Here is a 23371-nt window from a genome sequence, read left to right on the forward strand (position 1 = left end):
GCCGCCGTCCTCGCAAAAACGCCTTCACGTCTTGCGAGGAGACACCAGCCACTGGGGCGTCAGGACCACACGACTTCGCCGTCCACGTCTGCCACGCTCGTCAGTCGTGACATCAGCGTCCACCGGATCTCGACCCGCGTTCGTGACGATCGCGATCCGCCCCTCGTTCGGGTGAGACGGGCGAATTCATACACCGATTCCAACTTGCGAAAAACCGAAATATTTTTCACGAGGGCACTTGCGCCGTCGGGCAAATCAGTGGCATGGGCCGCGGAGCTGTAGGATGGGTAGAGCGCAGTGAAACCCATCAACACTCCCGGCGATGCGATGGGTTTCGCTTCGCTCTACCCATTCTACAGCACCGGTTTGCCGTCGGGTTGATTTGTCGCATGCGGGCCAGGCAGACCGGCGCAAATCAATCGCGTGGCGGAGCGCGCGCGGACGAGCCCCGGATGTCGCCACGCTCATCCAGGCTTCGCTTGCTTAACCGCCTGCCATCAAATCCCTGGCCAGCGCCATATAGGCCGGCAACGTCACGGGGTCGTTGGCGACATTTCCCGCGGCTGGGTGCGAGGCGTAGCGCGCGATCACCATCTCGGCTTTCGGGTCGACATAGATGCCCTGGCCATGAATGCCGCGCGCCATGTAAGCGCCGTGCGCGTTGTGCGTGACCCACCATTGATTCCGGTACGAGGCGCCGGGCAGCGTGGTGTAGCCGGCGGGCTTGAACTTCTCGGGATCGCCGCCACGCGCGATGTCCTCGACCACGGATGCCGGCACGATCTGGCGACCGTTGAAGCGGCCGTGATTGCGCATGGTCTCGCCGAAGCGGGCCAGATCGCGCAGCGTCGTCGAGAGACCGCCACCGCCGCTTTCTGCCCCGATGCGGTCGACGTGATAATGCGCGTCCTCCTCCGCGCCCATCGGCATCCAGATACGCTCAGAGAGAAGATCAGACAGCGTCATGCCGCTCGCGCGCCGGCAGATCCAGGCGAGTACGTCGGTGTTGACGGTCTTGTAGGCAAAGGCCTTGCCGTGCTCGCCCTGCTTGCGCTGCGCGCACAGGAAATCGAAATTGGTGGTCGGGCCGTCATAGCCAGGCTCGATCGGCGCCATGCCGTTAGCGCGGCGCAGCCCCCACACATGCGAATTCTTGTCAGTATAGACCTCGGTGTATTCGAGGCCCGTGGTCATATCGATGACCTCGTGGACGCGCGCGTCACCGAACGCGCTTGCTTTCAGCTCCGGCAGATAGTCCGCGACCAGGGCCTGCGGATCGATCCTGCCCTCGGCGATCAGAATGCCGGCCAGCGTGCCGGTGAACGATTTTGTCACCGACATCGCGATATGCGGCTTGTGCGGCTTTAGCGCCCCGAAATAGCGCTCGTAGATCAACTTGCCCCGGTGCAGCACGGCGATGCCGTCGGCATAGGTTTCCTCGAGCATGCGCGCGAAGGTCATCGGACGGCCGTCCATCGTGACCGACGCGGACGCGCCGATATCATGCTCCTCGCGCGGCAGCACCGACGCAGGCCCTGCCCCGCGCCACACATTCACGGTCGGCACCAGTTGGCGGATGTTGCTCCAGGCCCAGCGCAGCTCAGGGAAGCTGCGGAACGAACCGTCCTGGAATGTGATCGTCTTATCCTGCGGCGGCGGAAAGCCCTGCATCCAGCCAAGCGTTTGCGGATCGGTCTCGGCGGCGGTTGCGGGCTGCTGGTTGGGGGCGGTCGCGACGGACATGAGGGCTGGCTCCGGAGGGACGATACTGATGTCGTATCATGCGAGGGCATGCAGCACATCGCGCGTTTGCGCTGGGGTGACCGTCGTCGTGCGCGGTTGGCTAGACACGAGCCGAGGCATTCCCAGGGGCGGGTCCGCATCAGCTACCAGGACGTTCAGGGCCACATGCAGACCGAGGAATCGGAAGGCCTGCGCGCGGTCTATCACCAGCATGAGATCGATCAGCTGAACGGCGTGTTCTGGATCAAGCAGTTGTCCCGCGGCAAACGCGAGCGGCTGGGCGGGCGCAGGACTTGACACGATCGTATCTTGATGAGACATACGTCTCATTACGCACAGATAATCTCACGAAGGAGAAGCACCTTGGCCCTGACCTATGAATTCATGGATCGAAAGATCGAGGAGCATTTCGGTTTCGAGGCGCGCGACGACATTGACGGCGTGCTCTCGACCCTCACGCCCGATTGCGAGCACGACGTCGTCGGTTGGCCGGGCGGCCCCTCCATCGGCCATGCGCAGGCCCGCAAGTTCTACGAGGCGCTGTTCGCCGATCTTGCGGAGAGCAAGACCGAATGCGTCCGTCGTCTCTACGGCGACCACTTTCTGATCGACGAAACGCTTTGGCGTGGACGCGCTGTCGGCAGACCATTCGGCCTCGAGGGAAAGGGGCGCCCTCTCGCGTTCCGGATGCTGCACGTGCTCGAGTTCACCAACGCAGGCGACATCCAGCGCGAGCAGGTCTGGCTCGACTTCGGAGCCATCCTCCAGCAACTGTCCTGAAGGATCGGTCATGTCGGATCGCAAATCCCGCGACCGCGGCAACCAGCAGTACAGAACCCGCAAGGACCTTCTCGCGGCGGCCGCGCAACTGATGAAGCAGGGCCGCAAACCGTCGCTGGAAGAGGTCGCGGAGGCGGCCCTTGTGTCGCGGGCCACAGCGTATCGCTATTTCCCTGACATCGAGATCCTGCTGGCGGAAGCGTCGATCGACATCGCCACGCCCGACGGTCCGACAATGTTCGCGAACGACACATCGAGCGATGCGGAGGCCCGTCTCGAGCGGGCCGAAGCCGCCCTTCACCGCGCGGTCTACGACAACGAACCGGCGCTGCGGGTCATGCTGGCATCCTCGGTGATGGTGGAAACGCAGGGGGTGCCGGTTCGCCAGAACCGGCGCCTGCCGCTGATCGAGGCGGCGCTCGCGCCTGTGCGCAGCAGACTGGATCGCCGCGAGTATGAGCGGCTGTGCAACGCGCTATGCCTGATCTTCGGCCCCGAAGCGATGATCGTATTCAAGGATGTGCTCCGCATCGACGAACAGGCCACGCGCGACGTGAAGGCGTGGGCCATTCGGGCGCTCGTGCGGGCCGCACTCGACAGCAAGCCAACTCGCGGGGCCCGGTCAGCGAAGGCATAACCCGCGATCACGCGCATGACTCGACTACGCCACGGCTAATCGATCGTATCCCTTGAGGATCGTTTGTTTGCCGAGAGATCAATATTTCCAAATCGTCAGTTAGGCTAATAAGACCACGATCAAACATCCAATGTGCGGTGCCGGAAAGAGCGATTCCATTGCTGACGATATCTGGTCCGCTTGCTTCCACCGGCCGGATGTGTGCGGCAGCGACTTCCGCTCGTCCTCTTCCGTTGATGAGCTTTAGCCCGGTGATGGCGCAGCGTTCGTCGTAGGCACGCAGGACAACACGACGAAAAACTCGGTCACGCAATATCCTCGACACGGTGACGCTCATACGGTCGCGCTGCTGGTCAAACGCAAATGGTGTCTGCACCTCGTCAAAATTCGGCGATGGCATGTCATTGTCGAGCCGCGGCAACAGGGGTGCTTTTTCTTCGAAGCCGCGTTCGACTATTCTGCTGAAATCTTCGGGAGAAATTGGACGGACCGCCGCATGAGCGCGGCCGGAAATCCGTCCTTGGTCATTGAGCACGCCTCGCTCGACCGGTCCCATTGCTCCGTTAAACGGGACTGGATTAGCAAAGTCGAGGTAGCTTCCCGGCTCGATCAGCGCGAGGTACATCCCTGAAATGCAGGGATCGGGAATAACTTGACGAACTTTTGCGATTGCAAAGTAGCCTCGCGTCTCAGCAACCTTGCTGGGTTCATAATAGATTATCCAGTCACCGACGCAGGCCTCAACACGACGCAGATACTGGCTGGGAAATTGATATTGCTCTGCTGGGCTGTCGTTGTAGATCGAGTCCGAGCGATGAATGAAAACTCCAAATCCCATGGTTATCTCGGCACGACCCTTCCGCAGATCAAATCTCGTAGGGCCGCTTCTTTCCAGTAGGCATTTGCGCCCCTACCCCTCCAGCGCCCCAATCATCTCCACCCGCGTCGCATGCCGGCCGCCCTCGAACTGGGCGGTCAGGAACGCATCCACGATATCGAGCGCCAGCCCTTCGCCCACCACGCGCGCGCCAATCGACAGCATGTTGGCATCGTTGTGCTGGCGGATCATGCGGGCAGAGAATGTGTCGCCGCAGACGCCGCAACGGATGCCCTTTACCTTGTTCGCCGCCATCATGATGCCCTGGCCGGTGCCGCAAAGGACGATGCCAAACCGGCAATCGCCGGAGGCGACGAGCCGCGCCGCCGCTTCGCCGTGCTTAGGATAGTGTGTGCTCTCCGGCGTCGTCGGTCCGATGTCGACCACCACCCAGCCATGGGCCGCGATATGAGCGGCAATGGCCTGTCGGAGCTGAATGGCGGCGTGGTCGCTGGAGAGGGCGATGCGGTTGCTGGCTGTCATGGAGAAGTCGTCCCGTTTCCGGAAGCAATTTGGCGGCTTGGCCGAGTTGGATCAACTCACCCCTACTCCCACTCAATCATTTAGGACGACATTACCGCGTTGATTTTCAAGCGCAAAGTTCAAAGCTGGCCAAGAAATCCCGACGGAGTTTCCGCTCTAACTTTTTGTTCTTGAATTCACAGGAAAATTCATACGTCTCGCAGGAAGGGCGACTTCGGCAACTATCGGAGTCAATCGACCAAGTGGGCCCGCGTACTTGGCGGGAAGGTAACCGCTCGCCCTTGTGCGGCGTTGGCTCCGATACCGTCAATGATAAGGATTTCGGTGATCGCCCTCACCGCTCATCCGTCCCTGGACAATCAGGTTCTCTTCGCGCCAGAAGCACTCGTGGCCGACAATTGTAGCGCGCCATCCTGGCGGGCCAACTTGCTTGTGGACAAGGCGAAGCCCAGCCAATCAGGCCGGCAGATAAAAGCGCGCGCTCGGACACCGTGGAGTGTGTCGTCAAGCAATAGTGCCGCCTCCATCCACTACGACGGTCGAACCTGTCGCGAAAGGCGTGCATGCCAGAAACAATACAGCGTTCGCGACATCCGAAGAATTCCCAATACGCCGGACCGGTAACCGCTCGGCGGTACTCGCAAACATCGCCTCGCGATCCGTTTGGGACATGCCCGACCATAGGGATGTCGCAATCAATCCAGGCGAGACGGCGTTAACTCTTACGGGGGCCAGCTCCAAAGCAAGGCCACGGCTGAGAGCCTCGAGTGCGGCATTGACAGCGCCTTGGAGAACAGTATTTCCCGACGGACGAACACTCCGAAAACCGGAGACAAAGCAAAGTGATCCGTGGTCTCGAATTTTGGCCGATCGGGCCACATGGTAAGCGCCCCAGAATTTGCTATCCATCGTAGCATGGGCCTCCGATAGACTCAGCTTCCGGACCGAACCACTGGTCGTCTGGGCGGCCGATATGACGACATGGTCCCAAGCCGCTCCTCCGGCAAAGAAGGCTTCGACCGACGCAAGATCGGTCGTATCGAGTTGGCGTCCTGTCGCAGCAGGCCCCAAGCCTGCAAGAGCCGAGTCGAGCTTCGCTTGCGAGCGCGAAGCGATGGTAACCGCCGCACCAGCGGCGGCGGCGGCGGTTGCCACGGCCAGGCCGATGCCGGAACTGCCTCCTACAACAAGAAACTGCGAATCTCTTAGATCGACATGCATACGGGGAATTCCTTGATTAGCTCTAGGCAGCGTTGGTTAAGCCATTGGGAGAGCCCCGGCGAAATTGCGCGCACAATGCCTTGGCGCGGGATTCTGTTCGCCTCACCGATTCATCCTTCACAAGGCCGTAGCCTCGGATCTCGTCCGGATAGCAAGCCAGGGCCACGGCCGCTTCGAAGTTGGTGCCGTCGAGGTTGGCCACGATTTCGTCGACCTTCGCGAAGTACCGATCGCGCAAGGTTCGCTCCGCGCGGCGCTCTTGCATCCAGCCGAACGGATCCAGCGCCGAGCCGCGCAGCACCTTGCATCGCGCCAGCACACGCAGCACAGGCAGCAGAACTCTTGCCGAAAACGCCCTCTTGCGCGGGCGCCCGGTAGCCGGATCACGGCCAAAGAGGATGGGCGGAGCCAGATGCAGCCTGAGTGCGCCGCCGTCGAACCGGCGCCGCACGCCGTCCCAGAAGGATGGATCGGTCAGCAAGCGAGCGACTTCGTACTCGTCCTTGTAGGCCATGAGCTTGAAGGCGTTCCTGGCGACCGCTTCGGTCAGCCGGGTCGAGCCCGCGGCAATGTTGTCTTCCACGCTCCGCACGCGCTCGACAAGAACGCGGAAGCGTTCGGCGTACGCGGCATCCTGATAGGCCCGCAACGCATCGATTCGAACGGCGATACGCTCCTCCAGCGTGTCGCGGGGCTTGGCCGCCATTGTCACTTCCGGCTCATCCGGAGCCAGCAAGCACCGCGCCGCCTCTGGTTCCGCGAAGTACAGTCTGCCGAGGCGGAACGCGCGTAGCGTTCCGGCCACATCCGCGCCGTTCAGCCGGATTGCCTGCTCCATCGACTCCGGCGACAGCGGCAGCGCTCCCATCTGCAAGGCATATCCCAGCATGATCATGTTGGCGGAGATGGGATCGCCAAATGCGCGCCTCGCAAGGTCGTTCGCCGGCACGCGAACGGGCTGTCGGTCGACCCGCCGCTCGAGGCGACGGACGAGGCGTTCGGCGTCGAGATCGATGTTGCTGTTCTCATGAAACGTCTGCGTCGCCACCACCTCGCTTTCAACGAGGACCGTCGTCGAGGGCGCCACTGCCTTTAATGCTTCAAGTTGGGTTGCCGCGACGACATCGGATGCGATGAGGATGCCGGCATCCTCCAGTCCGAGCCGGAGCGGCGCCACGCTTCCTGGCTTGGGCAGGATCCGCATGTGGCTGTAGACGGCCCCGCCCTTTTGCGCGAGGCCGGTCATATCGTAGATGCCGACGCCGCGCCTCTCCAGATGAGCCGCCATGCCGACGATCGCAGAAGCCGTCACCACGCCGGTGCCGCCGATACCCGCGAACAAAATGCCGAACGGCTCTCCGTTGGCTCCGTCGGTTCTGGGTCTTGGCAAATGGGCGACGACGGCGTCGAGGTCCATGGGCTCAGGCTTCTTGAGCTCGCCGCCTTCAATCGTGACGAACGAAGGACAGAAGCCTTCAAGGCAGGACATGTCGCTGTTGCAGCTCGCCTGGTCGATGCGGCGCTTGCGGCCGAATTCGGTTTCCAGCGGCTGCACGGACATGCAGTTCGAGGCACGGGAGCAATCCCCACATCCTTCGCAGACCGCGGGATTGATGACCACCCGTTTCGAAGCAGCAGGGATTTTGCCGCGCTTGCGTCTCTTGCGCTTCTCCGTGGCGCACATCTGCACGGAGAGAATGACCGTCGTTCCGGGGACCTCGCGCAACTCCCGCTGCACGCCTTCCATGTGGCTGCGGTGAAGGACTGCAACGTTAGCCGGCAACGCGTGCCCGGAGCGTAGGCCATCCGGATCTTCGGCCACGACCACGACGCGCGTAGCTCCTTCCAGCAAGACCTGTCGGACCATAGCCTCGACCGACAGACCGCTCCCGACGGTCTGGCCGCCCGTCATCGCGACCACGTCGTTGACGAGGATCTTGAACGTCACGTTCGCGGCGGAAGCCGCCGCAGCACGAATGGCGAGCGAGCCCGAATGCGAGAAGGTGCCGTCGCCAAGATTGACGAACACATGCTTCGTGTCCGTGAAATGCGACAACCCGATCCAGTTCACCCCCTCAGCCCCCATATGGGTGCAGGGCAAAGGGTTGCGGTCCATGAACTGCACCAGGCCATGACAGCCGATTCCGGCGACGCCAAACGAACCCTCCGGCAGCTTCGTCGACCGGTTGTGAGGACAGCCTGAGCAGAAGACCGGACGGCGCGCGAGCGAACCGGCCTCGATCTGCTTGAACGAGGCGAGGCGTCCGGAGAGCCGCCCCAGCGTCGCCTCCAGCGCTGCGCCTTCTGTGAGATCGGTCGGAACGACGGCGAGGACACGACGGCCGATCGCCAGGCCGGCGCCGGCGGCATCCAGCGGTTCGTCCGCTGGAAGCAACGGCTCTCCATCCGGGGTGCACTTCCCCGAAATGTTCGGTCGCCGGGCCCAATGGTACATCAGCGCGGCAGCCTGGAGCTCCATGTGGGGCCGCTTCTCCTCGACGAACAGCAGCTCGGCAGCGTCCTGCGCGAATGCATTCAGGGGCTCCGGGTCGAGCGGATAGATCAGGCCCACTTTCAGGACGCCAATACCCAGCCGGCGCGCGAGGGCGTCGTCGATGCCGAGCAGACGCAACCCATCAACAACGTCCTGGAAAGCCTTGCCGGCGGTCACGATGCCCAGACAAGAAGGCCGTTCCGCTCCGAACGCGACGCGATCGATCCCGTTCCGCCGCGTGAACGCGTGCACGCGCGGCAGCTTGTTTCGGACCATCCTTTGGTCCTGCGCCCTGACCGCGAGCATTTCCACGCGAATGCTAACGTCGTTGCGCGCAGTCGGCGTCTCTTCGAGGACAGGCATCACTTCGTCGAGCGAAAACTCAACCGCCTGGGTGCAGTCCGCTGTCTCGTTGACGAGCTTCAGTCCGGCGAGGAGTCCGCATTCGCGCGACATCGCAAAGCCGGCCAGGCTGATCGCATCGCCGGATCGATCGACACCCGGGCCCTTGCCGTACCACATGCCGAACACGCCATCGACGCGGCGGCCCGGCACGAAGTCGAGCTGCTGACTGCCCCACACGGCGGTCATCGCGAGATCTTCGTTCAGCCCAGGCTCGAAGACGATGTCGGCAGCCTTCAGGCGATCGGCGATCTTCAGGAGCTCGTTGTCGATCGTACCGAGGGGAGAGCCCCGGTAGCCGGAAATATAGCCCGCAGTGCGCAAACCGCGCCGCCGGTCGAGCTCCCGCTGCAGCAGCGGCACTCTCGACAAGGCCTGTTTTCCGGTGATGAAGATCGTGCCGCTGGTGAGGTCGAACTTGCCCGAAAGCGACACTTCGCGCATGGCCCGAGGGGTCTTCGTCTTATCGTTCATTTTTCTGGAATCGCCGCGATGCATTCGATCTCCACCCGGACATCCGGGCGCACGAAATTGGAGACTTCGACAAGCGTACTTGCTGGCGGATCCATGCCTGCGAAGAACTCCTCGCGGATCTTGTTCGTCGCGGGATAGTCGCGGATGTCGAGCACGAACACGTTCATCTTCAGGACGTGACGGAATCCTCCGCCCTCCTCGTCGAGGACCGATCGAATACGCTCATAGATGACGCGCGTCTGCGCTTCCGTATCCTGCGCGCCTGACTCCCGAGCCGTGACACCCGACACAAACACCAGCTTAGTTCCCGCGAGCGGCAGCACTGTCGCATGAGCGAACTTTCCGAGCGGCGCAGGCAGCGCGTCGTAGGTCCGCGATCTCGTCGTCGTCATAATCAGCTACTCCGAGGTGGTGATCGCCGCGGCATCGCGCACAATGTGGGCCAGTGCTCGCTCGCGGAAAGTACGGTCGGCAAGCGCCGAAGCATGATTGGCTCCAGGCACGGTCTGTCCCACGCCTGCGGCAAAGAACGCCGCCACGGGATATGGGGCGCCTGCCAACTTGTCCTGGTCGCCGACCATAACGAGCGTCGGCGCAGTCACCGCCGCGAGGCGATCGAGGTCAAAAGTCCCGGACTGCCCACGCAGGCATGCCGCGAGAACGCTGAGATCGTTGAACGGCCGCGACGCCGCGTGCTGCCTGAACCGAACGGCGTAGGACGGAATCTGCGGTCGGTCGCCAGAGACCTCCTCAGCCTCGTCGAGCGCGTCGGCGAATTCCGGCGCGAGCCCGACGGTTGCGGCGATCCGATCGCCCATGCCACCCAGAACGAGGTTTGCGACATAGCCCGTCAACGCCAGCGCAACTGACATCGCGACGTGCGCCCCCATCGAATAGCCGACCAGGCTGAATGAACGCGTTCCCCAGCAATCGTGGCAGAGCGCGATGACGTCGCTGGTGAACGCATCCAGCCGGTAGTCCGCGGGATCGCGGGATTTGATGCTGCGGCCATGTCCACGCAGGTCCGGAGCAACGACGTCCAATCCTGCGGCGACCAGTGCGTCGAACCAGCCGGTCTCAACCCAATCCTCGTTCGCGTCGGAAGCGAAGCCATGCAGCAGAAGAACGGGTGCACCCTGCCCCGCCCTCAAAAACGAGACGTGAGCCCCTCCGCCCGCGGCGAGAGGACCGACCTCCAGGACATGGCGCGTTGCGCGATCAGCCGACATGACCGGATGTCCGCGAGCCTGCTGCACATCTGCGAGCGTCGAGGGCCTCTATCGTCGCAGCGGCAGCAAGGACGTTGCCATCCCTTCCCGGCGCGGCGCCGACCTGGAGCCCAATTGGAAGCGCGGCGCCCTCACTGTGCCAAGGCACCGAGACGGCCGGACCATGCGAAAGATTGAACAGCGGCGTAAACGGACACCACTTTAACCAATCGACCGCTGCGGAGGCCGGCGCGTCCGTGCGAAGCGGCAGGCATGGCATGGTCGGTGTCAGCAGGACGTCGATCTCGTCGACCAAGAGCGCTGACAACCGGCTCGCAATCTCTTCCCGACGCCGCTGCAGCCCCAGTAAATCCTCGGCTTTAAGATGCTTCACCGGTTCGATGAACGCGAGAAGATCATCATGCAGGCCATCGCGCTTGTCCTCGGAGACCTGAGACACGGCGTAAGCGCAGCCGAGACGATAGAGCGTGCCGACGATGTCCCTCGACTCCTCGATCGGAATCTCGACGGTCGAGACAGGCGTATCGACCGCGATGACGGAGAGAGCATCGTCCCAGGCATTCCTGATATCCAGGTCGAGATGGCCGTCCAGTCCGGCCGGCACCCCGATCCGGATCTTCGACGGCCGCCCTTGGCCCGACAAATGCTCACCAAGCGTCGTCCGGGCCAGCGACGTCCAATCCGATCCCGCCGCACCGCTCATCACGGAGGCGGCAAGCGCTGCGTCCGCCACGCTCCGCGTGATCGGCCCGATATGCGGAAGCTGCCAGAACGCAGCCGGATAGGGATCGAGCGGTATCGCTCCGAACGTCGGTTTGTATCCGACCACACCACAGAACGCGGCCGGAATGCGGACCGATCCGGCAGCGTCGGTGCCTATTCCAACGATGCCGAGCCCCAGGGCCGTGGCCGCTGCGGCTCCACCACTGCTGCCACCCGCATGACGGGCCGGATCCAGAGGACTCACCGTGACGCCGTTGAGCGGGCTTTCGGTCAGCCCTTTCCAGGCGAACTCCGGGGTTGTTGTCTTGCCGAGGAAGACCGCGCCGGCCGCGCGCAGGCGCGCGATCGAGACTGCGTCTTTCGGCGCCGCCGCATTCGACGTCGTCTGTGATCCCCGCCGCGTCGGCCAGCCGGCGACGTTGAGCGTGTCCTTGACCGTGATCGGGACGCCATCCAGCGGGCCAAGCGGCTCGCCCCGGCGATACCGCCCTTCGGACTCCCGCGCCATTTTCAAAGCGAGAACCTCGTCGATCAGGACGAAGGCGTTCACGCCTTGATTCAAGCGGTCAATCGCATCGAGCTGTGCCCGCGCGACGTCCACCGGCGACAGTTCGCGCTTATAGCGTTCGTGCAGCCCTGCGGCTTCGCCTTCAGTCGACATAGACTTGGTCCCGCGCAGCGGCGTAATCGGCGGCGCCTCCGAGGTAGGCCTGGCTCAGCCGAGGATCGGCCGAAAGCTCGGCACTTGAACCTTCAAGCACGATGCGGCCGAGCTCCAGCACATAGCCTCGGTCAGCCACGGACAGGGCAAGTCGCGCGTTCTGTTCGACCAGGATGATGGTCAGCCCTTCCGATTTGAGCTGGCCGATGACACGCAGGATCTCCTGGACGATCAGCGGAGCCAGGCCGGTCGACGGCTCATCGAGCATCAGTAGGCGAGGTTCGGCCATCAATGCCCTGCCGACCGCCAGCATCTGCTGCTCGCCTCCCGACAGCGTCGCGGCCTTCTGGCGACGCCGCTCGGCCAGGATCGGAAACAAGCCGTAGATCCTGTCCAGCGATTTGGCCGGCGCACCGGAGCGATAGCCGCCGAGCCGCAGATTGATTTCCACGCTGAGATTCCCGAACAACTCTCGCCGCTCGGGCACAAGGACCACGCCACGACCGACCAATTGCTCCGGGCGAAGGCCTGCGAGCTCGACGCTGTCGAGCGTGACGGCCCCCGCACGCGGCGGACAAAGGCCCATGATCCCGTTGAGCAGGGTCGTCTTGCCCGCGCCATTGGCACCGAGGACAGTGACCAATTCTCCGGGCTTCACGTCGAGGTCGAGGGATTCAATCACCGTCGCTCGACCGTAGCACACGTTCAATCCGCTGACGCGCAGGTGCGGCATGATCACGCTCCCAGATAAGCGGCGATGACGCGCTCGTCGCGGCGGACCTCATCCGGTTGGCCGGTCATCAGGCCCTGCCCGCGGTCCAGAACGACGACCCGATCGACACAGTTCATGACCAGATCCATGTCGTGTTCGACGAGAAGAACCGACATTCCCGCCCGCTTCAGACGATGCAGCAGCGTGACGAGCTTGAGTTTCTCGCCGCTGCGCAGGCCAGCGGCCGGCTCGTCCAGCAGCAGAAGCCTCGGTCGACTGATCAGCGCGCGGGCAACCTCAACCAGCCTGGCCTGCCCCATCGCCAGGCATGACGCCGGCTCATGGGCCAACCCATCCAGCTCCACGATCTCCAGTGCACGCCAAGCCTTGGCGAAGGTCGCGGCCTCCTCGCTGCGGTCGAAGGCGAACATTCCGGAGACGATTCCGGAACGCCCCTGGGCGTAGGCGCCGAAGGCCACGTTCTCGAGCACGGTCCGCTCCGGCACGATTCGCACATGCTGGAACGTGCGGGAAACTCCCCGATGCACCAGGTCCGACACCCGTGAAGGTGGCGACGCCCCCATGAGGAGAACACTGCCCTCGGAGGGCTCGAGCAGCCCGGTTGCGATATTGAACGTCGTGGATTTGCCCGCACCGTTGGGGCCGATCAGACCCACGATCTGGTCCGGGCCCACCGAGAAGGATACGCCCTGCAGCGCCCTCAGCCCGCCGAAGTTTTTCGCGATTGCCGTGACCGTCAGAAGATCCTCGCCCTCGGCGCCGCGCTTCGACGGGGTGAGTTCTATATTCCAGCTGGGCCGCGCCACCGAGAACGTGGGCCAGCCGCGCTGCAACGCGAACCAGATGCCGCCGGGCCATCGCAGCAGCACGCCGATCAACACGATGCCGAACACGATCATCTCGACATGTCCCGACAATCCAAGCATGCGCGCCACCGTGTTCTGCAAAACCATTTCGAGCGCGGTGATCGCCATCTCGCCGAGCACGGCACCGAGCGGATGGGCCATTCCGCCGAAGATGCAGGCGATCAGAAGGTTGATGCTCGACGTCAGTCCGAACGGCGCCGGACTGAGGAACTTGAAGTAGAAGGCATAGAGGCCGCCGGAAAGCCCCGCCAACGTCGCGGCGACGATGAACACCAGCAACCGCAGTCGCGTGGCATTCACCCCGAATACTTCCGCCATTTCAACATTGGTTTTCAGCGCGGCAACGGCGCGCCCGGTCCGGCTGTGCAGCAATCGCGACAATCCGCCGCCCAACACCGCGACAATCGACCAGACCAGAACCGCGAAAGCGCGCTCGTTCACCAGTTCGAGCCGACCAATCGCAAGCGGGGGAATCTGGCCAAGGCCCGAGGCGCCGCCCGTCATCGATCCGGCAGCGACGATGCCGGCGCTGGTGGCGATGCCGACGGCAAGGGTCGCGAGCGGCAGGAAATGGCCTTTGAGCCGCAACGTGATCGCACCCACGACAACGCCCGCGGCCGCCGACGCCGCGACCCCGATCAAAAGGGCGAGGAGCGAGGGAACACCATGGTCGCGGGCGAGGATCGCCGCAACATAGGCACCGATGGCCATGAAGGCGCCCTGTCCCAGCGACACCTGGCCTGCGATCAGCAGGAGGGTGAGGCCCATCGCCGCAAGTGCGGCCAGCCCCACCGTGACGAGAAGAGTGACGTCGTATTGCGGGCCGAGAATGGCGATGATGCAGGCGAGCACGAACAGACCAATCGCGGCGGCGAGCGAGGCGACGCCGGGCGTACGCCAGGACGATCGGATACCAGATTGCGGAGCGCTCATGATCAATGCTCGTGCGCTTCAGGTGGACGGACCGCGTTCCGCCACAACAGAATGGGAATCACCATCAGAAAGACGACGACGTCGCGGAAGGCGCTCACCTGAAACGCGGAAAACGACTCGGTCAGCCCGACCAGCAGCACGCCGAACAGCGCTGTGGGATATTCCACGATCCCGCCGAGCGCCGCCGCGTCGAAACCCTTGAGACCGATCGGGAAGCCCATGTCGTAGTTCGCGGTCACGAGCGGAGCGAGCAGCAGACCAGAGAGCGCGCTGAAGCCCGCTCCGATCGCGAAGCTGAGCTGGCCGGCCACGCTGACGGGAATGCCGCAGAGCTGCGCCCCGGTCCTGTTGGCCGCAGTGGCCTGCAAAGCCTGCCCGACCAAGGTTCTCTCCGAGAATAGATAAAGCGTGATCATCGCCAGCACCGAGAAGGCGCAGATCCAGAGGCTCTGATAGGTGACGAAGACGGGTCCCAGCGTAAGACCTCCGTCGACGACTGGCGGAACGGAGCGCGGCTCTGCGCCCCAGATCATCACGGCGGTACCGTGGAAGACCATGTAGACGCCGACGCTGACGATCAGGAGCACGATCGGAGATGCGCCGGACACGGGCTCTACGGTCAGGCGATACGCCAATGTTCCCAGCGAGGCGGTCGCCACCAGTGAGGCGAGAACGGCGAGCCAATAGGATCCCGGCAGAAGGCTGGCGGCCCAAGCGGTGGCAAGCACGACCAGGATCCACAGCACCCGCGAGAGGATGATGCGAACTCTGACCGTGGCAGACAGCCGCCGGTCCGCGACATCCTTCAGTGCGAATGCAGCGAGCCCGCCAGCGACGATTGCGCTCAGCACGTTGAACGACCCGGACAGCGCGCCCGCGAACGAAAGCGCTCCTAACGTCACGTACTCGCCTTGCGCAATGTTCACTACGCGCGTCACCGTGTAGATCACGATGAGGCTGAGGGCGACGAGCCCGTAGACGGCACCGTTGGTGACGCCGTCAGCAAGCAGGAACAGGAGCGTGTCGAGCAAGGGTCACTCCTCGACTAGGACGAACTTGCCGCCCTTGATCTGCGACAGGAAGGTCGAACGCTTGTCGAGACCCAGATGGTCGGTCGGGGTGATGTTGAAGACGCCGTTCACGCCCGGCCATTCCTTGGTCCGCTCCATCGCATCCTTGATCGCGACGCGGGCGGCGTTCAGATCATCTGCCTTCGCCCCACATTCTGGAGCTCCTTGAGGCCCCCTTCGCCGTAAGCGTCTTCGAGGCCGAAAAAGCCGATCTTCTTGATACCCTGTCGCTTCATGTAATCGAGCGTGCGCTGGAGCATCAGCTTGTCGGACGTCGGCGTCTTGAAGGTGAACGGGCGAGCGCTTGCCGGCTCGACGATGGTCGCCGACGAGGCCATCGAGATCATCGTGATCTTGGCGGCGTTCACGGTGTCGATGATCGCCATCGAGCTCGGCGTGGTCGTGCAGCAAACCACGACATGGGCCTTGTCCTCCTCGATCGCCTTGCGCGCGAGGCTGACCGACTTGGTCGGGTCCGAGCCGTCGTCGTAGGAAATCACCTTGATCCTGAACGGGAGATCCTCGCGGTTCGACCAGGTCTTGTCGAACAGATCGACTGCGTTCCGCTCCGGCGCCCCGAGGGCTGACGCCGGCCCTGTCACCGCGATGATTGCGGCGATGCGCAACTCCGGCTTCTCCAGAGCATTGGCTGGGCGATGATCGAAAATTGCGATAGCCCCGGCAGTAAGCAGTGTGGACAGGCCGAATGCGATGGAGGCGCACTTCGCGGTCGTGGTCATGTTCCCCTCACGGTTACCGTTATGACTCCAGCGTGACACTGACGCGGCGCGCTCCGCTGTATCTGCGGATACATCGGCCAGTTTGTGCTGCTGGATACAGCGGAGCACGGGTGCCTGACTTAGAACTGGGCACAGAGAGAGCGGCTGAGCTCATGGAGATTGACAACATGAACGGGGATCCCGCCCAGGACTTTCGGACGTTCTTCCGCAGGCTAACGACCGGCGTGACACTGATCGCGGTCGCAGGGGAATCAGGTCCGGCCGGCATGACGGTCAATTCCCTCACGCCGGTGAGCCTAGATCCTCCGCTGCTGCTATTTTGTGCTGCGCTGACCAGTGCAACGGCAAAGCGGATTACCGTTGTCGGCTCTTTTTCCGTCAACCTGCTTGCGGGTGACCAGCAGGATGTCTCAATGCATCATGCCGGCAAGCCCCTCGCCGCGCCGACGTGGCGCTGGAAGGAGACTGAAGGCGTGCCCTGGATCGAGGGAGCCAACGCCACCTTCCGCTGCCGGCTCGTTGCGGAACATCCCGGCGGGGACCACCGCATCCTCATCGGCCAGATCGACGACATGTTCGGGCCGACGACAGCTGCAACGCCACTGCTCTATCATGGAGGCAGGTATGCCCGCCTTCCCTACGATGAGCCGAACCAGGCCACGGAACAACGCATCGACGAACTCTGGTGGACGGGTTGAGTCCAGGCTTAGACGTCGAGGTTCTTGGCGAGGATGGTGAAGCCGTCCTCGACGGACAGCATCCCCTTGTCGCGCAGCCGCCCAAGGGTCCGGGTGACGGTTACGCGGGAAGTGCCCGTCATAGACGCAATCTGCTCGTGCGTCAGATGCGTCAAGATCTTCCGGCCTCGCTCGTGATCGACGGCAAACATCCTGCTCAGCCGATTGAGCAGTTCGAGGATGCGCTCTTCCGGATCGTTGGAGACGAGATGCTCCAGTCGTAGCGCAAGAATCCGCTGCTTGAGACTGGTGAGCCGGAGCATGGCGAGGGCAAATTCCGGGTCCTCTCGAATCAGGGATTCCAGCCTGGCCACGTCGAACTCAAGCGCTTCGGTCGGTTCGACTGCGACAGCCGACGAGAACCTCGGTAGTCCATCGAACGCAGCGCCTTCGCCACACAGGGCGTTCGGTCCCATGTTCTCCAGCACGACTTCAGTGCCGTCCCGCCTGAAGATCGACACCTGGACGAGACCAGACTTCACGAAATAGAAGCAGCCATTGACCTCGTCCTGCCGGTAAAGCTGCTCGCCTTCCGCAAAGCGGCGCAGCCTGACCTTACCCTCGAACGAACGCAGCTTGGCCGCGAGCGCATCCGTCATGCGCCAGGTCGCGGCGGGCTTTTTCGTCATTCATGCCCTCCGCAGATTTCTCCAAAGGAACAATAAGCACGTATCCGGCGATACAGCGCGCAAACGTCACCCCACGGTATCCGACGAGAATGATAGCGCGAGAGGAGGCAATCGCAATGGGCTTGGCACAACGAACCGCAGGCCCCGCATCCGTGGAAGCGGGAGCTGAACAGGTCATTGAAAGAACCGCCGCCCTTGTACCCTGGTTGAGCGAACAAGCGCCTCGGATCGAGGAAGCGCGCCGCATCCCCGACGACGTCGCCGGACGCCTGTTCGAGACCGGGCTGTTCAACCTGATGCGACCTGCGCGTTTCGGCGGTTTCGGCGCATCGCCTCGGCTCGCTTGGGAAGCGACGTTCAACATCGGACGCGGCTGCTCGTCCAGCGCCTGGCTGTCCGGATTGACCAGCGCCAACATCGTGATGCTCGGCAAGTTCTCGGCCGAGGCGCAGGCCGAGATATTCGCGGACGGCGTCTCGCCAATCGTGCCGATGCTGACCGGTGGTGTCGGTCAGGACATCCAGGTCGACCTCGTCGAGGGCGGCATCGTCTTGAGCGGACGCTGGCGTTACGCGTCCGGCGTCGACGTCGCCGATTGGCTGGGCCTTCTGGTTAACATTCCCGGAGCGACCGGAGCACCCGCGCCTCACATCGTTCTTGTTGGCCAGTCAGAGTTCGTGATCGACCACCAAAGCTGGCGCGTCATCGGCATGCGTGGCACCGGCAGCAAGAACATCACTCTCGAGAAATCGTTCGTGCCTCAGCATCGCTTCATGAGCTGGGCCGATCTGCAAACCGGAAAGAAACATCCGACCAGCCCCAACGACGAGAGGTGCTACGACTTTCCGCTCAACACCGCATTCGCGATGTCCGTCCTGGCGCCAACGCTGGGCGTGGCCAGCGCCTGCAGCGAGGAATGCATCAAGATCATGCGCGGCCGGATCAGCTCCGGTAACCAGCAGGCCCAGATCAACGACAAGATCGCACAGGTCGATGCGGGCAGCAGCGCGGCGACCATGAGCCTGCTGCGTGATTTCCTTCTCTCGGAAACCGCCATGATCGAGGACCGCATCGGCCAGGTCGGTATCCTCACGCCGGAAGAACGCGGCCTCAGCCGCACCAAGATCGCCGTCGCCTCGCGACAGGCCCTCGCTTCGACGCAGCGGCTCTTCGCGGCGCTTGGCGGGGCCCTCCTGCCGGAAGGCACGCGGATCGAGCGCCTCTTTCGCGACATCCATGCGATGAGCTCTCACTTCCTTCTCCAGCCCGAACCGATCTCGGAGGCCTACGGACGCCTTCTGCTAGGTCTCGAACTGACACCCGGGACGCGCCTCTGACATCCACAACCTCGAAAACCGTGAGGACTCTTGAATGACCAAAACAGTGTACAGCTCGACGAATCCGATCTTTGCTGCCGCCGGCGGCGGAAAGATCTTCGACAAATTTCAGTATTCATCAGCGGTGAAGGCTGGAGGCCTCGTTTTTGTCGCTGGACAAATTGGGCTCAACCCCGACGGATCAATCCCGGAGAAGCCCGAACAGCAGTTTGTGAACGCCTTCGAACGTTTGAAGCTGGTTCTGGAAGAGGCCGGGTGCCAAATGAGCGACTTGGTCGAACTGGTTTCCTACCACGTCGGGCTAAACACGCATCTCGCCGATTTCGCGAAGGTCAAGGCCCAGTACGTTCCCGCCCCCTTCCCAACCTGGACCATCCTCGACATCGCCGGACTGGCCCGCCCGGGTCTGATCATTGAGATCAAGGCGGTTGCCGCTGCCAAGAACTGAACGAAATCCGTTTTCTCCCAGACTGGGTCGGGATCAAGGTCGATCCCGGCCGCCTTTCTCTTGCGAGTCGCGGCCCAATGAGGGAACAAGGTCGGTCCTCGAGGGCAAACACGACATGTACCGCTTGTCGGCTAATGCAACTCCCGCCTGCGGGCTCCCGAAGCGACTCGCCCCCGACACCAGCATCCTTTAACTCACCGCAGAAAACGATAGGCCCCTACTGCGCGGCGATACGAAGGCAGGTCCGTTCGCCACGCCGCCGTGCGATTGGGCCGCATTGCACGACCTTTCTGCACGCTCGCAGTGCCCCCGCTAACGGAGCGGAGTGGAATGCCGAGCTCAATCGGGTTAAGCGGAGGTCGTAACTCTGGACAATCCCACTGGATACGAAACGTGGACTGCCAAAACATACGCAAAGCTGCGCGATAGCAGCCGGCCACACTACTCCCCATTCAATCATTTAGGACGTCATTATCGCCTTGATTTGCAAGCACAAACTTTCAAAGCTGGCGGTCAAATCCCGACGGTACACCCGCCTAACCTTTTGGTCTTGAATCACAGGAAAATTTATGAGGCTCGGAAATTGGCTACTGCGGCAAGTATCGGAGTCAATCGATTAAGCGGACGCGTGTGCTTACACAAAAAGCCACCGCTCCCCCTCATCGGTTTGCATTCGATACCGTCGATGCTCAGGCAAGGCCTGGTTCGGTTTGCACCGTGACCGCCCGCACCGCTCACCGAACAAATGAGTCATCTTGCCCGACTCGTGCTCAATGGATGCCAACTCCGAGAAGGCGGTCGACGAGAGACTGGTTGGATCTGAGTTCGCTCGAGGCCCCCGACCAGGCCTCCCGCCCGCGCTCCAGGATCAGCACGCGGCTTGCAAAATCCAGCGCGCGCTCGATTTGCTGCTCGACGAGCACGACTGTCACATCACCGGAAGCCGCCATGTGGGAGATCATCGACATGAGCTCGTCGCAGATGACCGGCGCCAGTCCTTCGAGGGGCTCGTCGAGAAGCAAGATGGAAGGTTTTCCAAGCAGAGTCCTCGCCATCGACAGCATTTGCTGTTCGCCACCGGACAGTTGCATCCCAAGATGATGTCGCCGCTCAGCCAGCCTTGGGAACATCTCGTATGCCTCCGCGAGCGCACTTCGCGGCCGATCCTTCAACCCCGTCGAGAGATTATCCTCGACGGTCAGGGAGCGGAATATGCCGCGCGTCTGCGGGACGTACCCAACCCCGAGACGCGAGCGTGACGACGTGCGAAGGTCTGCGAGATCGATCCCATCGACCTTGATTTGCCCAGCGTGACGGGTTGAGAGTCCCATCAGCGTCGCGAGCAGCGTGGTTTTGCCCATCCCGTTCCTGCCGAGGATCGCCAGGCGATCCCCGGCCGCCACGTCGAACGACATGTCGGTGATGATCCTTGTCGCGCCGTAGCCGGCGCTGACATTTGCGACCTCAAGCCGTGCGGCGGGCATCGGCGTAGCTCCCAAGATAGGCACGACGGACCTCTTCATCCGACGTGACCGCTGCCCGCGTTCCTGCAAAAATCAGCGTGCCGTTGGCCAGCACCAAAACCCGCTTCGCGAATCGAAAAACCAGATCCATGTCGTGCTCGATCATGAGGACGGCGATATCGGACGGCAGCCGCTCTATGGCCTCCAGTATCCTCGGCGCCTCGTCGTGAGGCACCCCCGCCGCCGGCTCGTCGAGGAGGAGCACCTTCGGCCTGAGCGCCAGACCGGTCGCCATCTCAAGCAGCCTCTGCTGACCGTAGGCGAGCTCCGATACACGACGGTCTGCAAGGTGGACAATGCCGAGCGTCCCGAGCAACTCCCGGCATTCGTCACGAACGTCGGACGCGCGTCCGGCGACCGACAGGAATTGCCGGGTCATTCCCTTGCGCTGCATCACTGCCAGCGCGACGTTTTCGATTGCCCTCAGCGTGGGAAAGAGGCGCGTGATCTGAAACGTCCGGACGAGTCCACGACGGGCGCGCGGCGCGATCGATAGATCTGTCACGTCCTCGCCGTCGAACATGACCCGCCCTTCAGTCGGCGCAAGGTTACCGGAGATCACGTTGACAAGCGTTGTCTTTCCTGCGCCATTTGGTCCGATCAACGCAACGCGATCGCCGCTCGACAGGTCGAACGAGACGTTTCGGTTCACGTGCAGTCCGCCGAACGATTTCGAGACATCGCGCAGGCTGAGCAGTATCGTCATGCTCGCGTTTTCCACCCCCGCAGTTTCGACCATCCAACCGCCGCGCCGTCGGAGATGCCGCGCGGGACAAAGAAGACAATCAGCACGAGGAGCACTCCGACCAGTGTCATCCAATGGAACGGATTTGTCGCAGCGACGACATGCTCGAAAACCTGAAAGAGCACCGCACCGGTCAATGCTCCCCAAAGATTGCCGGCTCCCCCGAGAACCAGCATCACCAAGGCCTCAGCCGAACGCTCGAACCCGACGCTATCCAGGCCAACCACGCCGGTCGTGATCGCCGTGAGCGCGCCGCCAATGCCCGCAACGGCTCCGGACACGGCGTACATGGCGACCAGCCGCGGGTAGACCGACGCGCCGATCATTTGCACTCGCAGATCGTCATCCTTGATGCCCCGGCAGAGCAGCCCGAACGGCGACCGGACGAAGCGCACCAGGAACGTGAAAACGACGGCCAGTATCGCGACGGAGAACACGAACGCGGTCCGACCATACATGTCGAATGAAAAAACGCCCAGGACAGGCGCGGGCGCGATACCCGACAGCCCGTCGCTTCCGCCCGTCACCCACGCGAGCTTGTTGGACAGTGCCGCAATGAGTTGACCGAAGGCGATCGAGATGACGAGTTGCGGCAATCCTTTGAACCGTGTGATCAACGCACCCGATAGCGACCCTGCCAGAGCCCCGCAGGCCGCACCGACCCCGAGCAGAGCGAAAGGGTCCTTGACCCCCGCGATGCAGGCGTTGCCGGCGGCATAGGCGCCGATGCCGAAGAGCGCTGCATGGCCCAGCGTCGCGACACCGCAATATCCGGTCACGAGGTCGAGCGACAGGACCAGGAATGCGACACCTATCAACCTTGTCAGGAACGCAAGATCGTCGGGAAACAGGACGTACCCGCACAACCCGAGCACGGCGATCGTCGCGACGCCGATCAACTCGGGCGGAAAAGACGGCCTGACCGTCGGCACCTCTCTCGTCACAGCCATCGCCATCTCAATGCGCCCGGCCGAACAAACCGTTCGGGAACAGAAATACGATCAGAATGACCGCAAGATAAAAGAAGAACTCGCCGAATTCGGGGGCCAGATATTTGCCGGTGGTATCCGCCAGTCCGAGCAACAACGATGCAGACATCGCCCCGAAGATGGACCCGGCTCCTCCCACCGAAACAACAACAAGAAAGACGACCATGTAGCGAAGAGCGTAGAATGGCTCGATCGGAAGCAACTCGGCGCCGATGACACCGCCGAAGGCACCGAGGCCAACCGCCAGCGCGAAGGTCGCGGAATAGATTAGCTCGGTCCGAATTCCGAGCGCTTCTGCCATGTCGTTGTCGTCGACCGCGGCCCGGAGGCGTACGCCGAATTCGGTCCGCTCCAGCAGATACCAGAGCGCAAGCGCCACAGTGCCGCCACAGCCGATCACGAACACCCGGTGGGTCGGGAGCATCCGAAAGCCGATGTCCAGCGGACCGCTGAGCGACGCCGGCAGGGGTATCGGCTTGAGCGTGGGGCCGAAGATGAAGTTCGCCACCCCGATGATGAAGAACGCAATTCCGATTGTCATCAGCAATTGGGTCAGGGCATCGGACTTGCGGTAAATTCGACGGTAGAGCAGAAACTCCAGGGGAGCCGAGATCAGGATCGTTCCGGCGATGGCAGCGACAATCGCCACCGGATAACTCATTCCCATTCCGCGCAGCGCGTATGATGCAAGATATCCGCCGATCATGGCGAATGCGCCATGGGCGAGGTTAACGACGCGCATCAGGCCCATCATGACCGACAGGCCGATCGAGATCGTGAACAGCACCATGCCGTATGCGACGGCATCCACGCCGATGCTCAAGATTGTTCGCACGGTTTCATCCCATCGGGCCGGCTGCGCCGCGGCACCAGATCAAGAGAGAGAGAGAGAGAGAG

23 protein-coding genes and 1 pseudogene are annotated in these 23371 nt (G+C 62.7%); 6 read left to right on the top strand and 18 right to left on the bottom strand.

Going from position 1 to position 23371, the window contains the following annotated elements:
* Positions 1-483: 483 nt before the first annotated feature.
* Positions 484-1743 carry a serine hydrolase domain-containing protein gene (locus tag ACFFWD_RS05490; protein WP_376962251.1) on the bottom strand — a complete coding sequence of 420 codons (1260 nt, stop codon included), beginning with the start codon at positions 1741-1743 and terminating at the stop codon, positions 484-486.
* A gap of 114 nt (positions 1744-1857) precedes the next feature.
* On the opposite strand from ACFFWD_RS05490, the pseudogene ACFFWD_RS05495 reads away from it, so the two are divergent.
* The 3 genes and pseudogenes from ACFFWD_RS05495 to ACFFWD_RS05505 form a co-directional block, all read left to right on the top strand.
* A pseudogene (locus ACFFWD_RS05495) lies at positions 1858-2040 on the top strand (peptide deformylase); the annotation flags it as partial.
* A gap of 66 nt (positions 2041-2106) precedes the next feature.
* Positions 2107-2523, top strand: coding sequence for a nuclear transport factor 2 family protein (locus ACFFWD_RS05500; protein ID WP_376962253.1), 417 nt, complete (start codon positions 2107-2109; stop codon positions 2521-2523).
* Between the two features lie 10 nt (positions 2524-2533).
* Positions 2534-3160 (top strand): TetR/AcrR family transcriptional regulator, encoded by a 627-nt coding sequence (locus ACFFWD_RS05505; RefSeq protein ID WP_376962255.1) that lies wholly within the window; start codon positions 2534-2536, stop codon positions 3158-3160.
* 7 nt (positions 3161-3167) lie between these two features.
* Here ACFFWD_RS05505 and ACFFWD_RS05510 read toward each other — a convergent pair whose 3' ends face one another.
* The 12 genes from ACFFWD_RS05510 to ACFFWD_RS05565 all read right to left on the bottom strand — a co-directional run bounded on the left by ACFFWD_RS05510 (position 3168) and on the right by ACFFWD_RS05565 (position 16066).
* On the bottom strand, positions 3168-3998 hold the full coding sequence (locus tag ACFFWD_RS05510; RefSeq protein ID WP_376962257.1) for an HNH endonuclease: 831 nt from the start codon (positions 3996-3998) through the stop codon (positions 3168-3170).
* Between the two features lie 72 nt (positions 3999-4070).
* The gene (rpiB, locus tag ACFFWD_RS05515; protein ID WP_376962259.1) at positions 4071-4520 is read right to left on the bottom strand and encodes a ribose 5-phosphate isomerase B; all 450 of its coding nucleotides are present in this window, start codon (positions 4518-4520) and stop codon (positions 4071-4073) included.
* A gap of 504 nt (positions 4521-5024) precedes the next feature.
* A complete protein-coding gene (locus tag ACFFWD_RS05520) occupies positions 5025-5741 on the bottom strand; it encodes an SDR family oxidoreductase (protein WP_376962261.1) in 717 nt (238 codons plus the stop codon).
* Positions 5742-5763: 22 nt separating this feature from the next.
* Positions 5764-9135: an indolepyruvate ferredoxin oxidoreductase family protein gene (locus ACFFWD_RS05525; RefSeq protein ID WP_376962263.1), complete on the bottom strand. Its 3372-nt coding sequence runs from the start codon at positions 9133-9135 to the stop codon at positions 5764-5766.
* Positions 9108-9503, bottom strand: a complete 396-nt coding sequence (locus ACFFWD_RS05530) for a RidA family protein (protein ID WP_376962265.1) — start codon at positions 9501-9503, stop codon at positions 9108-9110. The genes ACFFWD_RS05525 and ACFFWD_RS05530 overlap by 28 nt, the downstream gene beginning before the upstream one ends.
* Positions 9504-9509: 6 nt before the next feature.
* Positions 9510-10340 carry an alpha/beta fold hydrolase gene (locus ACFFWD_RS05535; RefSeq protein ID WP_376962267.1) on the bottom strand — a complete coding sequence of 277 codons (831 nt, stop codon included), beginning with the start codon at positions 10338-10340 and terminating at the stop codon, positions 9510-9512.
* Positions 10330-11664, bottom strand: coding sequence for an amidase (locus tag ACFFWD_RS05540; protein ID WP_376962269.1), 1335 nt, complete (start codon positions 11662-11664; stop codon positions 10330-10332). The genes ACFFWD_RS05535 and ACFFWD_RS05540 overlap by 11 nt, the downstream gene beginning before the upstream one ends.
* 49 nt (positions 11665-11713) lie before the next feature.
* A complete protein-coding gene (locus ACFFWD_RS05545) occupies positions 11714-12457 on the bottom strand; it encodes an ABC transporter ATP-binding protein (RefSeq protein WP_376962271.1) in 744 nt (247 codons plus the stop codon).
* A 2-nt stretch (positions 12458-12459) separates the two neighbouring features.
* Positions 12460-14256, bottom strand: a complete 1797-nt coding sequence (locus tag ACFFWD_RS05550) for a branched-chain amino acid ABC transporter ATP-binding protein/permease (RefSeq protein ID WP_376962273.1) — start codon at positions 14254-14256, stop codon at positions 12460-12462.
* 2 nt (positions 14257-14258) lie between these two features.
* Positions 14259-15287, bottom strand: coding sequence for a branched-chain amino acid ABC transporter permease (locus tag ACFFWD_RS05555; RefSeq protein WP_376962275.1), 1029 nt, complete (start codon positions 15285-15287; stop codon positions 14259-14261).
* Positions 15288-15290: 3 nt separating this feature from the next.
* Positions 15291-15425, bottom strand: coding sequence for a hypothetical protein (locus ACFFWD_RS05560; protein WP_376962277.1), 135 nt, complete (start codon positions 15423-15425; stop codon positions 15291-15293).
* Positions 15426-15454: 29 nt separating this feature from the next.
* Positions 15455-16066 (bottom strand): ABC transporter substrate-binding protein, encoded by a 612-nt coding sequence (locus ACFFWD_RS05565; protein WP_376962279.1) that lies wholly within the window; start codon positions 16064-16066, stop codon positions 15455-15457.
* A 167-nt stretch (positions 16067-16233) separates the two neighbouring features.
* Between ACFFWD_RS05565 and ACFFWD_RS05570 the strand changes: the two genes are divergently transcribed.
* Complete coding sequence (locus ACFFWD_RS05570) at positions 16234-16764, top strand: flavin reductase family protein (protein ID WP_376962281.1); 531 nt, start codon at positions 16234-16236, stop codon at positions 16762-16764.
* A gap of 8 nt (positions 16765-16772) precedes the next feature.
* Here the strand turns inward: ACFFWD_RS05570 and ACFFWD_RS05575 are convergent, their stop codons facing one another.
* Complete coding sequence (locus ACFFWD_RS05575; protein ID WP_376962283.1) at positions 16773-17432, bottom strand: Crp/Fnr family transcriptional regulator; 660 nt, start codon at positions 17430-17432, stop codon at positions 16773-16775.
* Between the two features lie 206 nt (positions 17433-17638).
* Between ACFFWD_RS05575 and ACFFWD_RS05580 the strand changes: the two genes are divergently transcribed.
* Both ACFFWD_RS05580 and ACFFWD_RS05585 read left to right on the top strand, forming a co-directional pair.
* Positions 17639-18769 (top strand): acyl-CoA dehydrogenase family protein, encoded by a 1131-nt coding sequence (locus ACFFWD_RS05580; RefSeq protein ID WP_376962285.1) that lies wholly within the window; start codon positions 17639-17641, stop codon positions 18767-18769.
* Positions 18770-18803: 34 nt separating this feature from the next.
* On the top strand, positions 18804-19217 hold the full coding sequence (locus ACFFWD_RS05585) for a RidA family protein (RefSeq protein ID WP_376962287.1): 414 nt from the start codon (positions 18804-18806) through the stop codon (positions 19215-19217).
* 770 nt (positions 19218-19987) lie between these two features.
* Here the strand turns inward: ACFFWD_RS05585 and ACFFWD_RS05590 are convergent.
* From ACFFWD_RS05590 to ACFFWD_RS05605, 4 genes are read right to left on the bottom strand one after another with little or no spacing between them, the layout of a single operon-like run.
* A complete protein-coding gene (locus ACFFWD_RS05590) occupies positions 19988-20701 on the bottom strand; it encodes an ABC transporter ATP-binding protein (protein ID WP_376962289.1) in 714 nt (237 codons plus the stop codon).
* Positions 20682-21446 (bottom strand): ABC transporter ATP-binding protein, encoded by a 765-nt coding sequence (locus ACFFWD_RS05595; RefSeq protein WP_376962291.1) that lies wholly within the window; start codon positions 21444-21446, stop codon positions 20682-20684. Before ACFFWD_RS05595 ends, ACFFWD_RS05590 begins: the two co-directional genes overlap by 20 nt.
* Entirely contained in the window at positions 21443-22441 is a 999-nt protein-coding gene (locus ACFFWD_RS05600; RefSeq protein ID WP_376962293.1) for a branched-chain amino acid ABC transporter permease, read from the bottom strand. Before ACFFWD_RS05600 ends, ACFFWD_RS05595 begins: the two co-directional genes overlap by 4 nt.
* Before the next feature lies 1 nt (position 22442).
* Positions 22443-23309: a branched-chain amino acid ABC transporter permease gene (locus ACFFWD_RS05605; RefSeq protein ID WP_376962295.1), complete on the bottom strand. Its 867-nt coding sequence runs from the start codon at positions 23307-23309 to the stop codon at positions 22443-22445.
* Positions 23310-23371 lie beyond the last annotated feature (62 nt).

It is taken from the genome of Bradyrhizobium erythrophlei (assembly GCF_042430365.1).
GTDB lineage: Bacteria > Pseudomonadota > Alphaproteobacteria > Rhizobiales > Xanthobacteraceae > Bradyrhizobium > Bradyrhizobium erythrophlei.

Coding starts and splice junctions, on each gene's coding strand:
- ACFFWD_RS05530 (WP_376962265.1), bottom strand. CDS start 9,503: ATGACGACGACGAGATCGCGGACCTACGACGCGCTGCCTGCGCCGCTC.
- ACFFWD_RS05595 (WP_376962291.1), bottom strand. CDS start 21,446: ATGACGATACTGCTCAGCCTGCGCGATGTCTCGAAATCGTTCGGCGGA.
- ACFFWD_RS05525 (WP_376962263.1), bottom strand. CDS start 9,135: ATGCATCGCGGCGATTCCAGAAAAATGAACGATAAGACGAAGACCCCT.
- ACFFWD_RS05600 (WP_376962293.1), bottom strand. CDS start 22,441: ATGGCGATGGCTGTGACGAGAGAGGTGCCGACGGTCAGGCCGTCTTTT.
- ACFFWD_RS05510 (WP_376962257.1), bottom strand. CDS start 3,998: ATGGGATTTGGAGTTTTCATTCATCGCTCGGACTCGATCTACAACGAC.
- ACFFWD_RS05575 (WP_376962283.1), bottom strand. CDS start 17,432: ATGACGAAAAAGCCCGCCGCGACCTGGCGCATGACGGATGCGCTCGCG.
- ACFFWD_RS05560 (WP_376962277.1), bottom strand. CDS start 15,425: ATGGAGCGGACCAAGGAATGGCCGGGCGTGAACGGCGTCTTCAACATC.
- ACFFWD_RS05520 (WP_376962261.1), bottom strand. CDS start 5,741: ATGCATGTCGATCTAAGAGATTCGCAGTTTCTTGTTGTAGGAGGCAGT.
- ACFFWD_RS05565 (WP_376962279.1), bottom strand. CDS start 16,066: ATGACCACGACCGCGAAGTGCGCCTCCATCGCATTCGGCCTGTCCACA.
- rpiB (WP_376962259.1), bottom strand. CDS start 4,520: ATGACAGCCAGCAACCGCATCGCCCTCTCCAGCGACCACGCCGCCATT.
- ACFFWD_RS05590 (WP_376962289.1), bottom strand. CDS start 20,701: ATGCCCGCCGCACGGCTTGAGGTCGCAAATGTCAGCGCCGGCTACGGC.
- ACFFWD_RS05570 (WP_376962281.1), top strand. CDS start 16,234: ATGAACGGGGATCCCGCCCAGGACTTTCGGACGTTCTTCCGCAGGCTA.
- ACFFWD_RS05535 (WP_376962267.1), bottom strand. CDS start 10,340: ATGTCGGCTGATCGCGCAACGCGCCATGTCCTGGAGGTCGGTCCTCTC.
- ACFFWD_RS05550 (WP_376962273.1), bottom strand. CDS start 14,256: ATGAGCGCTCCGCAATCTGGTATCCGATCGTCCTGGCGTACGCCCGGC.
- ACFFWD_RS05505 (WP_376962255.1), top strand. CDS start 2,534: ATGTCGGATCGCAAATCCCGCGACCGCGGCAACCAGCAGTACAGAACC.
- ACFFWD_RS05585 (WP_376962287.1), top strand. CDS start 18,804: ATGACCAAAACAGTGTACAGCTCGACGAATCCGATCTTTGCTGCCGCC.
- ACFFWD_RS05545 (WP_376962271.1), bottom strand. CDS start 12,457: ATGCCGCACCTGCGCGTCAGCGGATTGAACGTGTGCTACGGTCGAGCG.
- ACFFWD_RS05490 (WP_376962251.1), bottom strand. CDS start 1,743: ATGTCCGTCGCGACCGCCCCCAACCAGCAGCCCGCAACCGCCGCCGAG.